This is a genomic window from Rhizobium sp. 268, from assembly GCF_036571585.1.
GTDB lineage: Bacteria > Pseudomonadota > Alphaproteobacteria > Rhizobiales > Rhizobiaceae > Rhizobium > Rhizobium redzepovicii.
The window spans coordinates 657635-676764 of sequence record NZ_JAPPSO010000001.1; the positions used below are offsets into that span (position 1 = coordinate 657635).

Annotated in this window: 17 protein-coding genes; 9 read left to right on the top strand and 8 right to left on the bottom strand. The window is 59.0% G+C overall.

Features of this window, described 5'->3' with window-relative positions; translation table 11 throughout:
* Positions 1-105: 105 nt before the first annotated feature.
* The 3 genes from OS035_RS03385 to OS035_RS03395 form a co-directional block, all read right to left on the bottom strand.
* The gene (locus OS035_RS03385) at positions 106-543 is read right to left on the bottom strand and encodes a response regulator (RefSeq protein ID WP_097623857.1); all 438 of its coding nucleotides are present in this window, start codon (positions 541-543) and stop codon (positions 106-108) included.
* Between the two features lie 31 nt (positions 544-574).
* Entirely contained in the window at positions 575-1279 is a 705-nt protein-coding gene (locus OS035_RS03390; RefSeq protein ID WP_097623856.1) for a helix-turn-helix transcriptional regulator, read from the bottom strand.
* A 473-nt stretch (positions 1280-1752) separates the two neighbouring features.
* Complete coding sequence (locus tag OS035_RS03395) at positions 1753-2130, bottom strand: response regulator (RefSeq protein WP_097623855.1); 378 nt, start codon at positions 2128-2130, stop codon at positions 1753-1755.
* Between the two features lie 193 nt (positions 2131-2323).
* On the opposite strand from OS035_RS03395, the gene OS035_RS03400 reads away from it, so the two are divergent.
* From OS035_RS03400 to OS035_RS03415, 4 genes are read left to right on the top strand one after another with little or no spacing between them, the layout of a single operon-like run.
* Positions 2324-4465: a sensor histidine kinase gene (locus OS035_RS03400; RefSeq protein WP_097623854.1), complete on the top strand. Its 2142-nt coding sequence runs from the start codon at positions 2324-2326 to the stop codon at positions 4463-4465.
* On the top strand, positions 4452-4877 hold the full coding sequence (locus OS035_RS03405; RefSeq protein WP_003584210.1) for a response regulator: 426 nt from the start codon (positions 4452-4454) through the stop codon (positions 4875-4877). The genes OS035_RS03400 and OS035_RS03405 overlap by 14 nt, the downstream gene beginning before the upstream one ends.
* A 4-nt stretch (positions 4878-4881) precedes the next feature.
* Positions 4882-6477 carry a response regulator gene (locus OS035_RS03410; protein ID WP_097623853.1) on the top strand — a complete coding sequence of 532 codons (1596 nt, stop codon included), beginning with the start codon at positions 4882-4884 and terminating at the stop codon, positions 6475-6477.
* A gap of 21 nt (positions 6478-6498) precedes the next feature.
* Positions 6499-8118: a VOC family protein gene (locus OS035_RS03415; RefSeq protein ID WP_331813363.1), complete on the top strand. Its 1620-nt coding sequence runs from the start codon at positions 6499-6501 to the stop codon at positions 8116-8118.
* Positions 8119-8240: 122 nt separating this feature from the next.
* Here OS035_RS03415 and OS035_RS03420 read toward each other — a convergent pair whose 3' ends face one another.
* The 3 genes from OS035_RS03420 to OS035_RS03430 all read right to left on the bottom strand — a co-directional run bounded on the left by OS035_RS03420 (position 8241) and on the right by OS035_RS03430 (position 11254).
* A complete protein-coding gene (locus OS035_RS03420; protein WP_183852653.1) occupies positions 8241-9146 on the bottom strand; it encodes a DMT family transporter in 906 nt (301 codons plus the stop codon).
* Positions 9147-9288: 142 nt separating this feature from the next.
* The gene (locus OS035_RS03425) at positions 9289-10725 is read right to left on the bottom strand and encodes an FAD/NAD(P)-binding protein (protein WP_331813364.1); all 1437 of its coding nucleotides are present in this window, start codon (positions 10723-10725) and stop codon (positions 9289-9291) included.
* 100 nt (positions 10726-10825) lie between these two features.
* The gene (locus OS035_RS03430) at positions 10826-11254 is read right to left on the bottom strand and encodes an OsmC family protein (RefSeq protein WP_097623850.1); all 429 of its coding nucleotides are present in this window, start codon (positions 11252-11254) and stop codon (positions 10826-10828) included.
* Positions 11255-11399: 145 nt separating this feature from the next.
* Here OS035_RS03430 and OS035_RS03435 point away from each other — a divergent pair, with 145 nt between their 5' ends.
* From OS035_RS03435 to ku (OS035_RS03445), 3 genes are read left to right on the top strand one after another with little or no spacing between them, the layout of a single operon-like run.
* Positions 11400-11660 (top strand): hypothetical protein, encoded by a 261-nt coding sequence (locus OS035_RS03435; RefSeq protein WP_183852658.1) that lies wholly within the window; start codon positions 11400-11402, stop codon positions 11658-11660.
* Positions 11661-11674: 14 nt separating this feature from the next.
* Positions 11675-11908: a DUF2188 domain-containing protein gene (locus OS035_RS03440; RefSeq protein ID WP_003570400.1), complete on the top strand. Its 234-nt coding sequence runs from the start codon at positions 11675-11677 to the stop codon at positions 11906-11908.
* 18 nt (positions 11909-11926) lie between these two features.
* A complete protein-coding gene (ku, locus tag OS035_RS03445) occupies positions 11927-12778 on the top strand; it encodes a non-homologous end joining protein Ku (protein ID WP_331813365.1) in 852 nt (283 codons plus the stop codon).
* Positions 12779-12822: 44 nt separating this feature from the next.
* Here ku (OS035_RS03445) and ku (OS035_RS03450) read toward each other — a convergent pair whose 3' ends face one another.
* Entirely contained in the window at positions 12823-13626 is an 804-nt protein-coding gene (gene ku, locus OS035_RS03450; RefSeq protein WP_183852662.1) for a non-homologous end joining protein Ku, read from the bottom strand.
* Between the two features lie 447 nt (positions 13627-14073).
* Between ku (OS035_RS03450) and OS035_RS03455 the strand changes: the two genes are divergently transcribed.
* Positions 14074-15408, top strand: a complete 1335-nt coding sequence (locus tag OS035_RS03455) for an O-antigen ligase family protein (RefSeq protein WP_183852664.1) — start codon at positions 14074-14076, stop codon at positions 15406-15408.
* A gap of 101 nt (positions 15409-15509) precedes the next feature.
* Here the strand turns inward: OS035_RS03455 and OS035_RS03460 are convergent, their stop codons facing one another.
* Entirely contained in the window at positions 15510-16655 is a 1146-nt protein-coding gene (locus tag OS035_RS03460; RefSeq protein ID WP_331813373.1) for a right-handed parallel beta-helix repeat-containing protein, read from the bottom strand.
* 588 nt (positions 16656-17243) lie between these two features.
* Between OS035_RS03460 and OS035_RS03465 the strand changes: the two genes are divergently transcribed.
* Positions 17244-19088: an acyltransferase family protein gene (locus tag OS035_RS03465; protein ID WP_183852666.1), complete on the top strand. Its 1845-nt coding sequence runs from the start codon at positions 17244-17246 to the stop codon at positions 19086-19088.
* The last annotated feature ends 42 nt before the right edge of the window (positions 19089-19130 follow it).

A 19130-nucleotide genomic window follows, 5' to 3' on the forward strand; every position in this document is an offset into this window, starting at 1 on the left:
AACTTGATTCATGCGACGCGCTTTAGTTCTTTGTTTTGATGCATGTCGTTATCCCGGAACCGCTGCACACTACCAGGCGACATGCATCTGAAAGCGTGCGTCTTTTCAGATGCTGTAATCGTCCTTCCAGAAATCCGGGACGTCATAATTCACATATTCGCGGATGATGTGCTGCAGCGTCTGGGCGTCGATTTCGTCCTTGCCGATGCGGAAATCGACGCCGTAATCGGGGAATTCCTGGAAATAGCCGCCCGATATGTCGGTCGAGACGACGCCGATCGGGCCGGTGAAGCCGATGCCGCGCAGTTCCGGCACCGTTTCGCGGAAATCGGCGTTCGGCAGCAGGCGGTTGTCGAGCAGGATGAGATCGAAACGCGCCAAGCGGATCTTTTCCAGCGCGTCACCGATCGATGGCGAATATTCAACCTCGACGGCCGGCTCGGAGAGATCGGCGATCTTCTTCTTGAGCGCACGGAATTCGATGAATTCGTCGTCGACGAAGAGAACCTTCACGGCATTCTTTCGCACAGTTTCGGTGATCATCGACTTAATTTCCCCAATCCCGAAACCGGCTTCACGTGACCAAGCCGTTCCGCAAGGCGATCGCCACCATGTGAACGCGGTTGACGGCGTCAAGTTTGCGCGCAGCCGCGGTGATGTGCGAATTGACCGTATGTTCGGAAAGACCGAGAATGATGGCGATCTCAGCCGACGTCTTGCCTTCGCTCGTCCATTTGACGATTTCCTGCTCGCGCTGGGTGAGCCGCCCGGACATTTCCTGTGTCAGGATTTCCTCATAAAGCTTGTCGAAAATGCGCATCGCGTCGAGAAGCATATCGGCGATCTCGCTCTGATCCGGCTCCTGACGCTCGCCGCTGAGGACGAGGCAATAGCGCCGCCCTTCGGGGGTGAACAGCGGGATGAACAGAAAGACGCCGCTCAGGAACTCATTGAAAACGAGATCCGAGCGATAATCTTCCGGCCGTACGCTCCTGCCATGAACCGGCGTTGCCAGAAACTGGGCGGACTTTGCCCGGACGGTCCCGAGCGCTTCCTTCAACGTCGTGATGAAAAGGCCGACACGCCGTTCGGCGACATTGGTGATGACGATATCGCGTTCCCCGAAAGGGGCAGACGCCTCGGAAATACGGGCAAGCGCGAAATTGTCGAAGTTGTAGTGCTGTGCCGCCGACTTCAGCAGCCGGAAAAAATCGGTGCGGTTGATCGCCCGGCTCAGCTCCGGTCCGGCATGAAAGGGAATTGCCGGGGCGTTGTTCATTCCCACTCTTCCTACCTCGATGCCTCCGATCCCGAAATCTTGGGATATACGTCTTAAACGCGAAGAGCTACAAAAATTGCGAGACAGTTGATGACGAATATCGAAACGGGGACTTTCGGCATTCAAAGGCGGAAATCATCAATTATCTCAGCTACAGGTGATGCACGGGCAGATTTTACTGAGCGCAGTAGTTCTTACCTGGGTATCGTTTTCTTCCTGCATTCAACATCCAAGAATGCAGGAAGGCAGTGCCAGACGTAAGCGCGAGAGAGCCGACAGACCCATTTGGCTAAGGGGTTGGCTGATGTTCGTGGCGGCGAACGCGGGTCGATCGGTTCTCTCAGCGCTTATTTTGCCAATCATTTGCTTCGCTTCGGTTGCATCTTGTGGTGCGGCCTCGACCTTGTCAATTGCGCTTTGTCAAATGGTTGGGACATGGGACGGGGAACAGGTTACCGGGCCTTCGCCGCTTCCTACAGCTCAAGATTGAGAATAATCCCGGCAAGATCAAGCGGCTTTTCCAGATAGGCGTCGGCGCCGGCCTCAAGCGAGCGCGCGCGGTCCTCGGCAGCATCCGAGCCGCTGCAGATGGCAAGCCGCATCGCCTTGAAACGGTCGTCCCGGCGCAGCCTTGTTACCAGGGCGATGCCGCTGTCGAGCGGCATGTACAGATCGGCAACCAGCAGTTCCGGCAGCGCCCAGCCTTCCGCCGCGCGCTGCTCCAGCGCCGCCAGTGCCGTCTCGGCGGTCGAAAAACAGAATAGATCGACATCTATCTGCTGCTTCCTGCGGATATAGTCGAGATAGAAGAGATCATCCCTGCTGTCGTCGACGTAAATTATGGTTGGCATTCAGCACCATGATTTGGATATTGTTCGATGAACCTTGCTGTCCTTCGACCTCACGATATCGCGATTTCGCGAAAATTCGATCCATCTTGTCGAAAAATCGTTTCGGAAAAAGCGCGGCGTCGTTCTCCCCTGCCTATTGAGTATTCCTCGATTTCGGAAAAAATGGCCGCGCGAACCGAGGAGGACATGACGGGTGCAGGATAGTGGCAACGTGGACCTGCAGGACCAGCGGCAGCGGCAGCGCTACCGTGGCTTTGCGATTGCGGTCGGCTGCCTGATGTTCCTTCTCGGAATGAGCGCCCTTGCCGGCTGGCTATTGCAGATCCAGGTGATCATTTCGCTGGTTCCCGGCTTTCCGTCGATGGCCTTCAACACCGCGCTCTGCTTCGTGCTGTCCGGCCTTGGGCTTGCCGCCTCGACGCTGGCTGCCCGTCGCTTTCTGATTGCCGCAACGGTCATGACAGGGATTGCGGCGGCGATCGCTGCGGCCCGGCTCTTGGAAATCGTCACCATCGGCCGGACGTTCCACAATATCGACCTGCTGATCACGCGCTTCGTCATTCCGCCGGATTTCATCGCGCAGATCGGCGGCGGCATGGGCCCAAACACGGCCCTGGTCTTCCTGATCGCCAATCTTTCGCTGCTGTTCTCTCTCTACGTCGAGAGGAGAAGCCAGGTGGTGCAGGAGCTGACGAGCTACATCGTTATCACCCTGGGCATGATCGCGCTCGCCAGCTATGTCACCGATGCCGAACAGGGTTACCGCTGGGGGCCTTATGCGGCGATGGCGCTGCATACGGCGGTCGGCATGGTGATCTTCGGCTCAGGCCTGCTGGCGCGCTCCTGGTGGATGCAGCCGGCAAACCGCGCACAGATTCCGCTCTGGATCCCGGCTGCGGTCTGCTTCACCGGCCTCCTCGTCGATCTCTACACGCCGCTCGGCGTTGCCAACGGCATTCTCTATGTGCCGCTGGTGCTGACGGCGCTCTGGTTCGGCAACAGGAATGCGCCGCTTTTCTTCGCGTTTGCCTGCACCGTGCTGTTGATGCTCGGCTTCTTCGCCGTCAGGCACAACGAGGCGGCATTCTGGCAGGAGATCGCCAACCGCACGATTACGGCTGCGACGCTCTGGCTGATCGCGATCCTCGTCTTTTATTTCATGCGCAACAATCATAACCTCGAAACCGAGCGCGTCCGTTTCGGCGCGCTGGTGCGCGGCACGCCCGATGCCGTCATCGTCATCGACGAGAGCGGAACGATCAGGAGCTTCAACCCGGCGGCTGAAAGCATGTTCGGTTACACCCCGCAGGAGACGATCGGCCGGAATATCAAGATGCTGATGCCCGAACCCTACCACTCCGAGCACGACGGCTATCTCGCCCATTACCGGAAGACCGGTGAGGAGCGCATCATCGGCACGACGCGGATGGTTTCCGGACGACGCAGGAACGGCATCGTCTTTCCGATCGACGTTTCCATCAGCGCCGTTTCCACCGGCGATGCGAAGATCTTCGTCGGCATCGTGCGCGATATCAGCGAGCGGGCCCGGCAGGAAGAGCGGATGAAAACGACGCTTGCCCAGCTCGAGGCCTACACGGCCGAACTCGAGCGCAGCAATCACGACCTCGACGAATTCGCCTATATCGCCTCGCATGATCTCAAGGAACCGCTGCGCGGCCTGCATAACCACTCCCGATTCCTGCTAGAGGACTACGAAGACAAACTCGACGACGACGGCGTGCGCCGACTGAACCGGCTGGTGCGCCTCAGCCAGCGCATGGAAAAACTCGTCAACGACCTGCTGTATTTCTCCCGGCTCGGGCGGCAGCAGCTGGCGGTCAAGCGCAGCGATATCGGCCTGATCGTCAAGGATGTCGTCGCGACCATGGAGCTGCTGCTGGAGGAACGCCATGCCAAGGTCATCATCGATGGCCAGTTGCCGGATGTGGTCTGCGACGCGCCGCGGCTGACCGAAGTGTTCCGCAATCTCATCACCAATGCGATCAAATACAACGACAAACCGGCGCCGCTGGTGTCGATCGGCTATCTCGATCGGTTCGTCGGCCAGGACGGCACGATTGCCCGCAACGTGTTTTTCGTCAGGGATAACGGCAAGGGCATACCCCAGGAATTCCATGAGGATATTTTCCGCATTTTCAAACGGCTGGAAAAATCGCAGGATTCCGACGACGGCACCGGAGCAGGCCTCACCTTCGTCCGCAAGATCATCGCGCGGCACAATGGCGATATCTGGCTGGAATCCGAGGTCGGCGCCGGCACCACATTCTACTTCACTCTGGGAAAAAAGCGCGAGGGGCAGAATGCAGCAGCGTGACACGCAACCGATCCTGATCGTCGAGGACAGCGAAGACGATTTCGAAGCGACGATGCGCGCGTTCAAACGCACCAATCTGCGCAACTCGATCCGTTGGGCAGCCTCGGGGCAGGAAGCGCTCGACATGCTGGCCGTGATGGTGCCGAAACCGGGGCTGATCCTGCTCGATCTCAACATGCCGGGCCTTGACGGCCGCAAGACGCTGGAGGCGATTAAATCGAACGCCGGCTGGCGCAAGATCCCGGTGGTGATCCTCACCACGTCCGACGACGAACGGGATATCGAAGGCTGCTATGCGCTCGGCGCCAATACCTATGTCCAGAAGCCGGTCGATCTCGACGGGCTCTTCGCGGCGATCCAGCGACTGAAGGAATACTGGTTCGAAATCGCCATTCTGCCGCTCGAGGACTGACAGATTGGCCGAAGAGTGCAGCATTCTCATCATCGACGACAATATTGACGATCGCGAGGTCTATCGCCGCATATTGGGCCGCGTCTCCAGCACCGCCTATAGCGTGCTGGAGGCGGAGACGGGCGAAGAGGGCCTCGCGCTGAACGGCCGCAAACGGCCGAACTGCATCCTGCTCGACTATTCGCTGCCGGGCCGCAACGGGCTCGGCGTTCTTGCCGATATTCTGGAGAACGATCCCGCCGCCAACGTCATCATGTTGACCGGCCAAGGCAGTGAAACCGTCGCCGTCGAGGTGATGAAGGCCGGCGCACGCGACTATCTCACCAAGGATTCGCTGTCGCCGGAAACGCTGCATCGCTGCATCCAGAACGCCATCATGCACGGCATGCTGGAAGCGCAGTTGGAACAGAAGCGGCAATCGCTCGAGATTTTCACACGCGCCATGGCCCATGATCTGAAGGAGCCGCTCAGGACGATCAAATCCTTCAGCCGCATCCTGCACGGTTCTGCTGCGCTTCCGGCCGACGACCGGGAACTGCTCGATTACGTGTTGAGTGCCGCCGACCATATGGAAGACCTGATCGTCAAGGTCTCGGGCTTCACCAGGCTCGAAGCCTCCGGCGGGCCGGAGCTCACGCCGGTTTCGCTCTCTGCCGTACTCGACCAGGTGGAGGACAATCTGCGCCAGCAGACCGAAAGCCGCGGCGCGATCATCATCCGCGGCGCGCTGCCGGAGGTCATGGGCGATGCGACGCTGCTGACCCAGCTGTTGCAGAACCTCGTGTCGAATGCCATCCGCTATTGCGAGCAGAAGGTTCCGGAGGTCACGATCTCAGGCGAAGCCCATGGCGATTTCTGCCGCCTCACCGTACGCGACAACGGGCCCGGCATCGATCCTCAGCATCGCGAATTGATCTTCCAGCCGTTCAAACGCCTCGTCGGCCGCGGCATCGAGGGCACCGGGCTTGGCCTTGCCATCTGCCGCCGCATCGCACAACTGCATGGCGGCTCGATCTGGTGCGAGGCGGAGGATGGCCCGGGTGCCACTTTCGTTCTCGACGTGCCGCTCGCCGAGACGAGGCCCGAGCCGCTGCCGGCAGCGGCCATCCCGCACAGCGGCAAGCCTGCGGAGCAGCCGGGTGAAGGCGAAGGCAGGCTTGCCGAAGTGCTGTTGGTGGAGGACAGCCCGGCCGATATCCAGCTTCTGAAGATCAAGCTGATGCGGCGGGAGAAGGTGAATTTCAATCTGCATGTCGCCACCAACGGGCGCGAGGCGATGCGGCTGCTCGAAGAACGCGCCTGTATTGCCGAGGTGCCGCAGATCGACCTGATGCTGCTCGATATCAACATGCCGATCATGGACGGCTTCGAGGTGCTGCGTGCGCTTTCCACCGATGTCCGCCTCAACCAGATTCCCGTCTGCATTCTCAGCACGTCAAGCGATGAGACCGACCGGCAACGGGCCAGAAATCTCGGTGCGCGCGCCTATATGGTCAAGCCGCCGACCCTGCAGCAACTCGAAGAGGCACTCGAATATGTCGATCATCTGGAATTGCTGCAGCGCGGCGATTCGCTTGCGCTTTGTGCGGAACAAAACTAAGCGGTGGTCATTGGCAACGGTATGACCTTCGCAGCTCTCATACTCGCGCTCCTGACGACTCCGATTCAATCAGGACTGCTTCCGATGGTATCAGGCATACATCACGTCACGGCCGTCACCCGAAAGGTGCAGGCGAACGTGGACTTTTACGCAGGTTTTCTCGGCCTGCGGCTGGTCAAGCAGACGGCCGGCTACGAGGACGCGACGCAACTCCATCTGTTTTACGGCGATGCGGCAGGGACGCCGGGTTCGCTGCTTACCTTCCTCGCATGGGAAGACGGTGCGCCCGGCCGGGCCGGCTACGGCCAGATCAGCGAAATATCGCTGTCGATCGATCCCGCCAGCATCGGTTACTGGCTGACGCGCGCCATGAGCTTCGGCCTGCGCTCGGAAGGACCGGCGGACGAATTCAGCGAACCTGTGCTGAGGCTGAAGGACCCCGACAACATCATCCTCAAGCTCGCCGGTGCAAAGCACGTCACATCGCCGGCGGCCTGGCACGGCGCCTCGATCCCCGCGGAGCACGCCATCCAGCGCGTGCGCGGCGCGACCATGCTGACGGAAAAGCCGACTGAAAGCCGCAGCTTCCTCGAGAGCCATTTTGGCTACCGCTTCCATGCCAATCGCGGCACGATCGACAGACTGGTTTCGCAGTCCGGCGACGTCATCGACGTGCGCGATGCCCGCGGCTTCTGGTCCGGCGCGCCGGGCACCGGGACCGTCGATCACGTCGCCTTCCGCGCTGCCGACGAGGAGACGCTGCATTCCGTCCGCGAGGCCCTGGAAGCCACCGACGCATCGCCGACCAACATGCACGACCGCAAATATTTCCGCTCACTCTATGCCCGTGAGCCCGGCGGCACGTTGATAGAGCTTGCGACCGACAAGCCGGGCATGATCGTGGATGAAGAGCAGGCCGCTCTCGGGACGAAGCTGTTTGCGCCGCCCGAAGCGATCACCAATCTCCATGACCTGAAGGTCGTGCTGCCGCAGTTTGCAATGCCCGGCCAACCGCGCATCAATTACCGCGAGCTGCCTTTCGTCCACCGTTTCTATACGCCGCCGGATCCCGACGGCAGCGTCTTCGTGCTGCTGCACGGCTCCGGCGGCAACGAGACGACGCTGATGCCGCTGCTGAACAAGGCGGCACCGCGGGCGACTCTGCTCGGCGTGCGCGGCAGGGCGACCGAGGAAGGGTTTCCGCGCTGGTACAAGCGCATTACTCCCTTCTCCTTCGACCAGAACGACATCAAGACCGAGGCGGAAGCCTTCGCCGCCTTCATCGAGGGCGCCGTCAAATCCTACGGGCTCGATCCCCAGAAGGTCGTCTATGTCGGCTACTCCAACGGCGCCAACCTGTTGAACTCGCTGCTCTACCTGCATCCGAACCTGGTTCACAAGGCGGTGCTGCTGCGCTCCATGCCGGTGCTCAGCGACTATCCGCATGCCGACCTGAAGGGCACCGACCTGCTCGTCATCAGCGGCAAGACGGATGCCTACGGCAAATATGCGAGCGAGTTGGAAGATCGGCTGAAGAGTTCGGGCGCCACGGTCGATTCCGACGTCATTCCCGGCGGCCATGATCTCGGCGATGCCGATGTGCCGATCATCCAGAAATGGCTGCTGCAGGAAAACCGCTAAAGCATGTCGCGCAAAACTGTGCAGCGGTTTTGCGGCAACGACATGCGCAAAAACAAAGAGCTAAGGCGCGGGGAGCGAATCTGAAAGATCGCGACGCGCTTTAGGCGCCGGTTCCGAAATGCTTAAACCTGAACGCGGGAAGCGCGGGCAACCATGATGCCGGCGAGCACGACGGCAGCGCCGAGCGCCTGCATCGTGCCGATCGCTTCGTTCAGCAGCCCCCAGGCAAGGATAGCCGCGATGACCGGCTGCAGCAGCAGCGTCAAAGAGGAAAAGGCCGGCGGCAGATAGGCCAGCGCATAGGTGATCGCCACCTGCCCGCCGGCATGGCTGATAAAGGCGAGACCGAAAAGGATCGACCAGCCATAGAGGCTCGCGGGCAGCATCTGACCTTCGTAAAAGAAGCCGATCGGGAAGATGAAAATGGCAGCGGACGCCGTGCTCCACATCATGATTCTGATCGTATCGAACCGGCTGCGCAGCCTGCCGATCGCCAGGATATAACAAGCGTAGAAGAAGGCCGCGATCATCGCGATGCCATCGCCGCTGAGATCGCCATTGCCGATGGCTGCCGGCCCGCCCTTCAGAACGACGACGCCTGCCAAGGCCAAGGCAAGCCCGAACAGGAAAACGCCGCTGATCCTCGCTCCGAAAAAGACGAAGGCGATCATCGTGACGAAGACCGGTGCGAGGTTGGCCAGCAGCGTCGCATTGGCAACCGAAGTCATTGTGAGCGAAAGGTGCCAGGCGGCGAGATCGAGCGACAGCATGACGCCCGGCAGGATCAGCATGCCGTAATCGGAAAGGCTTTGCGGCCTCGCCCCCGCATCCTTCTTCATGAGCGAGACGATGAAGATCGGGATCAGTGCCAGCGCCACGCGCCAGAAGGCCGTCGCCATCGGCCCGACCTCGGAGAGCCGGACGAAGATCGGCGAGCCGCCGATTGCCGCCCCGCCGAGAATGAGGGCTGCAAGGGCGAGGCGATTGGAAGGCGAGGCTTCGGAAAGGGTGGAGGCAGCCTGCAACATGATCTCGATATTTCTGGTCGCCCGAAAGCAGGGCGATAGGATGTTGGCTGCCGTGAGTATCAGATGTCGATCATGAACGACAGCCACCTAGCGACATAGGAATGTAAAATCAGGGGGAATGTAAAATCAGGGGAATGTAAAATCAGGCCGGATGCGTGTGTGTCGTGTTCACCCGCAGCTTTCCGGCAATCTCGTTTGCGACGAAGAAGGCATGCTCGGTCACCTGCGGCAGGCCCATCAGCTCGCCGAAGGTGCCGCGCGCGAGCGGGCCGGAGATCAGCAGCGACGGATCCGCCTCTCCTGACCGGCCGATCGCCTCCGAATGCCCGGTGCAGGCAAGGCCGAGGCCAGTGGGATCGAGCGACAGGTGGCCGTTTGCCGCAAGGGCTGCAAGCCAGGGCTGAGTTTCGAGAATGCCGCCATGGGCCGGGCCGGTGGTGACGATGACGGCGTCATAACTCCGCTCCAGCGGCTGGCGGTGCTGCCGCGGCTGCAAGGTGCACAGGATGAACTCGCCCTCGATGCGCGCATCGGCGACGGAGCCGGCAAGGATCTCGAGCCGGCCGGTAGCAATCGCCGCGTCGAGCACGGCCTCGACTTGCGGAGCGATGCGGAACCGGTGCACGTCCCAATAGGGACGAACATGGCGGACGAGGCGGCGGCGTTCGGCAACCGGCAGCGCCTGCCAGAGATCATATCCCTGCGCCCGCACCTGATCGATCACGCCGTGCCAGCTGATCCCTTCCGCTTTTGCCGCATCGATGGCGGCGCGGATCCTTGCCAGCAGCGAGCCGGCGGAATGGGCCGCATCGGCGAGGAAATCGCCGAAGAGCGGCTGCGGCACCGGCGCATGCCCGCGCGAACGCAGGCCACGGCGCGAGATCGCGGTCACCGGCCCCTCATGTCCGTGCTCGGCAAGCGAGGCGATGACGTCGGCCGCCGTCAGGCCGTTGCCGATGACCAACACCCGGTCATGCGGGCGGATGACCTGGAGCGCGCCGGGTTTGGTGGTATCGGCGACGAAACGCGGATGGTCGGCGAGCCGGCTCGCCAGCCGGCCGGGGGCTGCGGGCGGCGGATGGCTGGTGGCGATCGCGATGATATCGGCCTCGGTCACGCCGCCTCCATCGTCGCGGATCGTCCAGCGGCCGGCACGACGCTCGACGCCGGTGACCGCGGCGTGACAATGACGCACGCGACCGTCTTCCAGCAGTGGTTTCAGCAGCGAGGCGACATATTCGCCGAACAGCTGGCGCCGCGGGAAAAGCGAGCCATCGGGCTGTTTGGCCTTGCTGTCGCCGGCAACGGCATCGCGAGCTTCGATCCAGGCCTGGAATTCGCCCAGATCGTCCGGCTGCAGGCTCATCTTGGCAGCCGGGACATTGATGCGGTGCGCCGGATCATCCGTGTCATAGGCAAGGCCGCGGCCGAGTTCGGCGCGCGGCTCGAAGACCAGGATGACGGGAGCTTCGCCGCAATTCACCCGGGCGAGATGATAGGCGACGCCGGCGCCGGAGACGCCGCCGCCGATAATGGCAACGACAGGCCGTTCGGATTTCGGGAAAGGCTTGGACTGCATGGTGGCCGTATCATCGCTTTAGATGCCCAAGCATAGGAGCCGGGCATGGGCCGCGCAATCCTCTGCCGGCAATTGTCTATAAATATTATATAGATCGAACCTATGCCGATATCGTCGTCGAAAAATCGGGGTTGCCGCGGATCGTATTGCTCACCGTGCAGATCTCGTCTTCGGCCGCATGGACGATTCTCTGCCGGGTCTCCTCATCGATATCGCCTCTGATCGAGAAGGCGATATTGAACCTCGCAACGCGCGAAAGGCCTTCCGTCGCCTTCTCGCCGGTGACCTCGGCGGTGATGCCGCTGATCCTGTCGAGAACGCCCATCTGGCTGGCGGCCATGCGGGCGCTGAGCACGAGGCAGGCCGAGAGCGAGGCATAGAGCAGGTCGAGCGGATTGAAACCCGGCTGCGACGGCGCGGTGACGATATCGATCTCGCCTTTGGTGGCGGAGGTGACATGCGGAAAACCGGTGCGGCCGAGAGCGGCGGTGGCGCCGGTCGGGCGGGGGCGGGCCTTGAGATCGACCATGGTGAAATCCTTTGACGAACATTCTGCAGATGGCAATCGCCGCCCGGCGCCGCAAGAGGCAAGTGCCACCCATCGGTTTCGGAACCTTTCCATCCGTCATCAGTTGATTACACCTGAACGAAATCGGTGCCAAAGGTGGATTGCGATGCCTGATGTCCGCAGTATGGGTCGCCAAGGCCGGCGCATGGACGCCCGCGATCGGCTGATCGTCGCGCTTTATGCGCAGCTGAAGGCCGAGCGCGAAACACGCGAGACGCTGGAATGGGCGATTCGCAACGGCGCCGTCTCACAAGAGGTGCTGGAGGCGATCGCGGCCGATCCGGTGCCTGTCGTCACCAGCGAGGATATCGCCTCCGTGGAGAAGATCATCGCCCTCGACGAGCGGCGCAAACCAAATCGGAACTAAAGAGGAGATCCGAAATGGCCGATATCACCTATCAGGTCGTGCCGCATGACAATGGCTGGGCTTACAAGCTCGGGGACACGCTTTCTGAAACCTATGCCACGGCCGATGAAGCGATCGTTCACGCCAGGGACGCCGCGTCGCGCCAGAAGATCGGCGATGGCGACGCGCTGCTCGCCTATCCCGCGCCTGACGGCCGCGGCTGGGCCTTTCAGGAACTCGAAACCGACAAGAGCAACAGTCGGCTCTGATTTGCGACGGAGGATGGAATGGCCGCGCGGGCAAGCTGGAAAGGTCATCTGAAAGTGGGCGACCTTGCCTGCGCCGTCGGGCTTTACACCGCCATTTCCTCCTCCGACCGCGTCTCCTTCAACATCATCAATCGCAGGACCGGCCACCGGGTGGAGCGGCAATTCATCGACAGCGAGACCGGCAAACCGGTCGAGCGGGACGACCAGGTCAAGGGCTACCAGTTGGAGAATGGCGATTACATCGTCATCGAGGGCGACGAGATCGCCGCACTCATGCCGGAAAGCGACAAGGTGCTGAATATCAAGGCTTTCATCGCCTATGACGGCATCGACAAGCTCTATTTCGACCGTCCGTACTATCTCGCGCCCGTAGACGAACATGATGAAGAGGCGCTGTCGCTGATTGTCAGGAGCATGCTTGACGGCAAAGTCGCAGCACTTGCCGAAGCCGTGCTTTTCCGACGCAACCGGACGCTGCTGATCCGCCCGCATGACGACCACATCGTCGCGACCATGCTGAACTTCGACTACGAGGTGCGCTCGGCCGACAGCGTCTTTGACGAGATTCCCGACTTTAAATTCGACAAGGAGATGCTCGAGCTCGCAGGCCATATCCTCAAGACCAAGCAAGGCACCTTCGAGCCGAGCGAATATGAGGATCGTTACGAGGCTGCCCTCGTCGAGCTGGTGAGGGCAAAAATCGAGGGCCGGGCACTGCCAAAGAAAAAGCAGCCGCCAGAACGCAAGGTTGTCGACCTGATGGAGGCGCTGCGACAAAGCGCCGGGGTGAGCGGCAAGGCCACTGCAAAGAAGGCGCCGGCGAAGAAGGCGCCGGCGCGTAGCGACAGCCGCAGTAAGAAGGTGAGTTGAGCTGGCTTTTGAGATCTATCGAGTGAAATGCCCTCACCTTTTCGCTAATGCGGTTTGCGCCCGTCATCCGCGGCAAGGCTCTTCTTCAGCGCATCCATGATGTTGATGACGTTGCCGGTCGATTTCACCGGCGCGGGCTTTTTCGCGGGCGCGGCCTTCTTCAGGCTCTTCTGCTTGCCCCGGATCATCGATTTCAGGCGCTTCTGGATCGGATCCTGCACCATGGCCGGGCTCCAATCCTTGGTCTCTTCCTTCACCAGCCGTTTCATCAACGTTAGAAGCTTGCTGTCGATCTCGGCCTTGCTGTCGAGTTCGGCCACCGGTTCACGCACCTCGTCGCCATAACGCAGCGTCCAGAGAATGATGCCCTTGCCCTGCGGCTCCAGGAGCACGGCACGCTCGCGACGATAAAGCACCAGTCGGGCGATGCCGACCACATCGTTTGCCTTCATTGCCTCACGAATGACGCAGAAGGCTTCCACCCCAACCTTATCCTCGGGCGCCAGAAAATGCGGTTTGTCGTACCAGATCCAGTCGATCGAGCCGCGCGGCACGAAGCTGTCGATATCGATGGTGCGGGTGCTTTCGAGCCCGACCTCCTCGATCTCCTCGTCTTCCAGCAGAACATAGTCGTCCTCGCCGCGGGGATAACCTTTCACCTGATCCCGGTCGGCGACCGGCTTGTGGGTGACGCTGTCGACATAGCGGCTTTCGACGCGGTTCTTCGTCTGGCGATTGAGAACGTGGAAGCGCACCTTATTGCTTTCGGTCGTCGCCGGCGTCAGCGAGACGGCTGCCGTCACCAGCGAGAGCTTGAGGTAGCCCTTCCAGAATGTCTGACGTGCCATGTCTGTCTCCCGGACACGGTTGGACATCGCATTCAACGGCGGAGCCGATGTTTGGTTCCGAAAATTGGGTGCGCCGTAAAATCGCCTGGGTAGTGCCAATAGTCCAGAGTCGATCGGACGGTTAACGGCGCGACATGATGACATGATTATATCGGCTGGATTCGCGGAATGAGTTCGCTTAAAGTCGCGCCGCATGGCGAAGTGAGACGTGCCGCCTTGAGAAGCTTGGGGCCACTGGTCAAATTGCCCTGGCCAGATCGCCCACCGAAACGGGCAGTTTGGGAAACTAGGACGACGTTATCGAAACCGCCAAAAACGAATTCGTTCTTCGCGAGCGGAAGCCGAGGATGCGCAGATCAGTTCCCGCCTCCGTTCAATCGAATACCGGCATCGCCTTGATCGTGGCGAACAGCCGGGGTTCTGCAGATTGATTTATATGAGCCTTTGATGACGATAGAAAATGCAGCTTTGGCAAGACACCACTATCCGGCGGGCTACCACCGGCAGTCTGTGCCTCGGTGGCGCGTCCGGCGCGATGTGCTGGCAAAGCTGGTCCTTACGATAGCATTTTACGCGTCTCTATGGCGGGCGACAGGCATGTGGTACGGCTTGCCTGCAAACTTCGACGACGGCGCCGCGGTCGACCCGCTGCCGATGAAAATATTGCTCTACGGCCTTATCCCTTTGTCAGGATTATATTTTCTGTTGGAACAGAAACAGTTCCTACGGGTCTTTTCAAGGTTTTCGCCGTTCATCGTGGTTGTCGGCATTTCCTGCCTGACATCGATCGTCTTCTCCATCGACAAGACCGCATCCTTAAAGGGATTGGCTGCGGTCATCGTTCTCGCCATCCCGCCTCTTCTGTACCGCGCGCGCTACGGCAATGTCGAAGCCTTCCGAGTCCTCGGGCGTTTTGCGATTGCCGCCGCATTCATCAACGTTCTCTACACAGCAGCTTTCCCACAATTCGCCATCATGCGTGGCAGCTATGCGGGCATGGTCAAAGGCGCATTTTATCATAAGAACACGTTGGGGCAGTTTTGCTCGGTCAGTTTTGTCTGCCTGCTATCGACGGAGAAATTCGGCCGGCTTCGTTACAGTACCCTGATACGCTGGGCTGCAATGCTCTGCCTTCTCGCCTTGATTGTGGCAACGAAGTCCTCGACGGCTGTCGTCTTGACGATGTTCGGCAGCATGATGCTGTATGGCATTCGCGTTATTCACATTTACCCGAACCGCCTTTTTCGTTCCTTCGTCGTTTTCCTGTTGTTCGTGATCATCGGGTTCGGCGCCAGCTTCGTTTACCTCGGCGTGGCTTCAGCGGTTGCAGAAGCATTCGGCAAAGATATTACTTTCTCCGGTCGCACCAATATCTGGGAACAGCTATTGCCATTGATCTGGGATAGGCCCCTAACAGGTTATGGGTTTGCGATGTTTCGTCAGCCCGATGTCATGGAAGAGTACGTCAAGGTTACCTTCGATGCACGATCGACCCATAACACCTATCTTGAGCTAGCGCTCAATATCGGCATTCCAGGCGTTACCGCATGGACGTTGTTTGCGCTGACCCGCGTGTTCCGGAAGATGACAATCGTCGACCCCGATCCGGCAGAATCCGGCGCCAGGCGAAAGGAGATTGTTATCATCATCCTCATCATGCTTGGAGCCATGACCGAGGCAGGCATGATGCTGGCACCTTTCATTTGCTGGCCACATATGGTCATCGCACTCTCGGAACTGCGTCCCAGGTTGCGAACAAACCGGAATCAACGCCAGCCTTGAGGGAGGGTGTGTTCGACATCTGGCGATAGAGCGCCTCATTCCGTCCTTCTTGTCGCATCGGTCAATATCGTCGGCCGCCGGATGGGCATGCGAGCAGCCGTTCAAATCGAGAAATACCGCTTCTGCCAGGGCAGCATGTTTTCCTGCCACGCACGCGGCGTGAAATCGTCATAAGCAGTCTCAGCGATCGCCAACATCCAATTCTGCTCCTTGCGGGCCAGCAAGACGCATGACAATTCCATGCCGGCTTCGACCGTTATAGATGGCCGGTTGGCGCCCGATATATCGATCCCCTTGTTACGCCACTGGATGCGGATTTCGTCGGGCTCGGATGTCCATTCACCTGAAGAAACGGAAGCCTTTCCGTCGGGTTTGACGCGAAGCGGCGGCGGAGTGACGTTCAGAAAGCTGCCGTCATTGAAATAGTTTCCGTCAATGTCCCCCGCAGTCGCCTCCCCGTTTCCCTTCAGCAGAATGCCCTGCTTGCACCGCAGGAATATGTTGCGCCGAAAGCTTCCGGACCATGGTCGATTGGCGAAAAAAGCGATGTCACATTCGCTGATGACGTTATCGTGGATATTCATATCTTTGCGAAATGCCAGATTCTGATCGGAATAACCGCTCAAACTCACGCCGCGATTGCTGTTCTCGATCCTGTTATCATAAACATGGTGGCCGGCATGGCTGACTTGATCGCCAACTCCATAACCGAAGGAATAATCGTTCATCCTGCCGTCACGCATGATGTTACTGCGCACGACGGCGTCGTCGCCGATCGATGAAAAAGAAAAATTCTTCCCGCCGATGAAATTATATTCAACGAGGTAGTTTCGGGTCCTGCCGCAAACCAGCGCCCCCTTGTTCGAGGTGCTGGTCGGTCTTTGTAAAAGAAGGTTGCCCCGGACCACCACATTGGAACTTATATAGCTATCTTTGTTTTCGTAGGCGAATTGGCAACAATCCGCTCCCTGGCCGGGCGCTGAGCCGACGCGGTTGTTTTCCAGCAAAACATTCGACGTCATCGTAAGGTAAATGCCGTCGCCGTTCACATTTTCTGTTTCGCAGCGCCTTACGACAAGATTCTTGCCGTTGTGAAATTTGAAGCCGCGCGGAGAGTTCTTGACCACCACGTCTTCGACCACCGTGTCGGAAAACACCTGATAAGCGACGCCGATATCCTCAGCACCGTCGATGACCTGCCCCCGTGTGGATGCTCCATGAATTTTCTTTCGCAAGATGGCGGGCATCAGATCTTCCTTCGATACGCTTGTCGCTGACAATAGTGAGCGACGGTGTGGCGGATGTTTGAATATCTGAAAATTATCTTCACCTGAACGGCCGCTGAGAAATCTCTGCACATAGACCAATAGAGACAGTCCGCCCCGATTGTCGCGTTCAACCAGCCGACGCCCTTGCAGCGAGTTGAAGTCGCATTGCATCTCGGGTCGAGGATCGGCCGGTACCGGGCTCGTCACATGTTCGCCCGATTTTTCCTGCATGGCGTTCTGGCAACGCCGCCGCTGCGTTTCAGCAGCTCATTTTAATCGCCCGTCAGTCTTCTTCTGTGGCCTGAGTTGGGGACCGTTGAAAGGCAGCTGTTTAGTCAATCACTGTTGAGTTGATGGACGCCATTCTTCTCCTCGTCGGCGCCATCGGACCAGTGGTAAAAAAACACTATCTCGAAAACCTAGATGACCTTGCGCTCGCTCGCTGGGCCTCTATCTCTGGGCCGAAAGCGCCTCTAAGGCGAGTTGTTTTCATTCTACCATGACTCTGGTTGCATATTGATCGGTCTCACGTTACGAAATCCCGGGAGGCCAAACACCGAGGCCGCAATGATTACGCATCGTCAAGATATCGACGGCCTGCGAGCCGTAGCCGTCATTTTTGTGATTCTTTATCACTGCGGATTTGATCGCATTCTCCCCGGCGGATTTATCGGGGTGGACATTTTTTTCGTGATATCGGGCTTCCTGATAACAAAAATAATCCTCGCCGAAGTAAGCGATGGCCGATTTTCGATCGGCAACTTCTACAGCCGTCGGGCCAAACGAATTCTTCCCGCTGTCGTGGCCATGTATGCTGTCGTGATGGCGGTTTCGTATTTTACGATGCTGCCTGACGAAAGCCTGCGGGTCTTCAAGTCAGTGACGTCCTCCGCGCTCTTTGCTTCCAATGCCTATTTCTATTTGACGACTGGATATTTCGATGATTCCGCGGAATTCAATCCGGTCCTGCACACATGGTCGTTGTCGGTCGAAGAGCAGTTCTACGTCATTTTTCCGCTGATCGTCATGGCAGCGAGCCGTTATGGCCGCAGGGCAACCGGGATAGCCATTGCGGGACTTTTCGCAGTCAGCATCATTGCTTCCATCATCGCTGTTCCAATCAACCGCTCTGCAGCTTTCTATCTTGTGCAATATCGCGCGTGGGAGCTGCTGGTAGGCTCCCTCATCGCAGCACCGGCATTGACGAAATTTTCCGATATGCGGATCAATAATGCGCTTTCGGCATTCGGCGCCTTGGCGATCGGCCTCAGCGCGCTGCTGTTGTCGAAAACCTCTGAGTTTCCAGGGCTAATGGCCTTACCCGCGACGGCAGGCACGGCTCTTATCATCTGGGCGGGTCCAGGCACGCTGGTCAGCAGGCTTCTATCATTGAGGGTCGCCACCTCGATAGGTTTGATCTCGTATTCCCTCTATTTGTGGCATTGGCCGATCTGGGTGTTTTCGAACCAGTACGGGGCGTGGGAGCATGGCTGGCAATTGGTGCCCGTCGCTTTGAGTTTTGTCGTCGCATATTTCTCGTGGCGATTTATCGAAACGCCCTTCCGAACGATGCGATACCGGCCTCTGGTGTCCGTAGCCGCCGGGGCTGCCTCAATTGCTTCCGTAGCAATGCTGGCATTCGTCGGGCAACTCGCCGCCGATCAAATGAAGGACGACAACAAGCTCGTTGAGCGGGTGGCGGAATTTGCCGATTACGACCCCTCGAAAGCCTTCCGCAGTGGAAAATGCTTCCTTACGTCAAACGACGGTATCGAAAAATACGATCGCGATACCTGCTTGGCTCTCTCAAATAGTCAGCAAAACATAGCGCTCGTCGGTGATAGTCACGCTGCGCACCTATATCCGGGCTTGAAAACGCTGCCGGGGACCAACGTCCTTCAAGCTAACGCATCAGGATGCCGTCCTACTCTTGAAGCCGAAGGCGAAGAGCGCTGCCTAGACCTCATGAACTACGTCTTCAAAGAGTTTTTGCCGAGCCACAAGGTCGATGTTCTCGTGTTGGCCGGACGCTGGACTGAAGATGACGTCAAACTCATCAGAAAGACGGTGGACTACCTCTCACCCTTTGCCAAAAAGATCGTCGTCTTCGGACCAGTGGCAGAATATAAATCTTCCCTGCCGCGGCTGCTCGCTCATAGTCTCTATGAGAAGCAGCCATTTCATGCCGCCGATCATTTGGCGCCTCGGCAGCGCATCGGTGTAGATATTCACGACGCATTGGCCGGAAGCGGAGCAATGTACATCTCCACCTATAAGACCATGTGCAATCCCGACTGCATCGTGTGGACAAAAAGCGGGGACCCGGTGCAATTCGACTACGGGCACTTCACCGCTGACGGCTCCCGCCTGCTGATTTCAAAGGTCAAGCAGGACCTCATCGTTCAACGGTGAGGTCAGCCCACGCTGTGCGTTTTGAAACTGTCGATGAGGCAA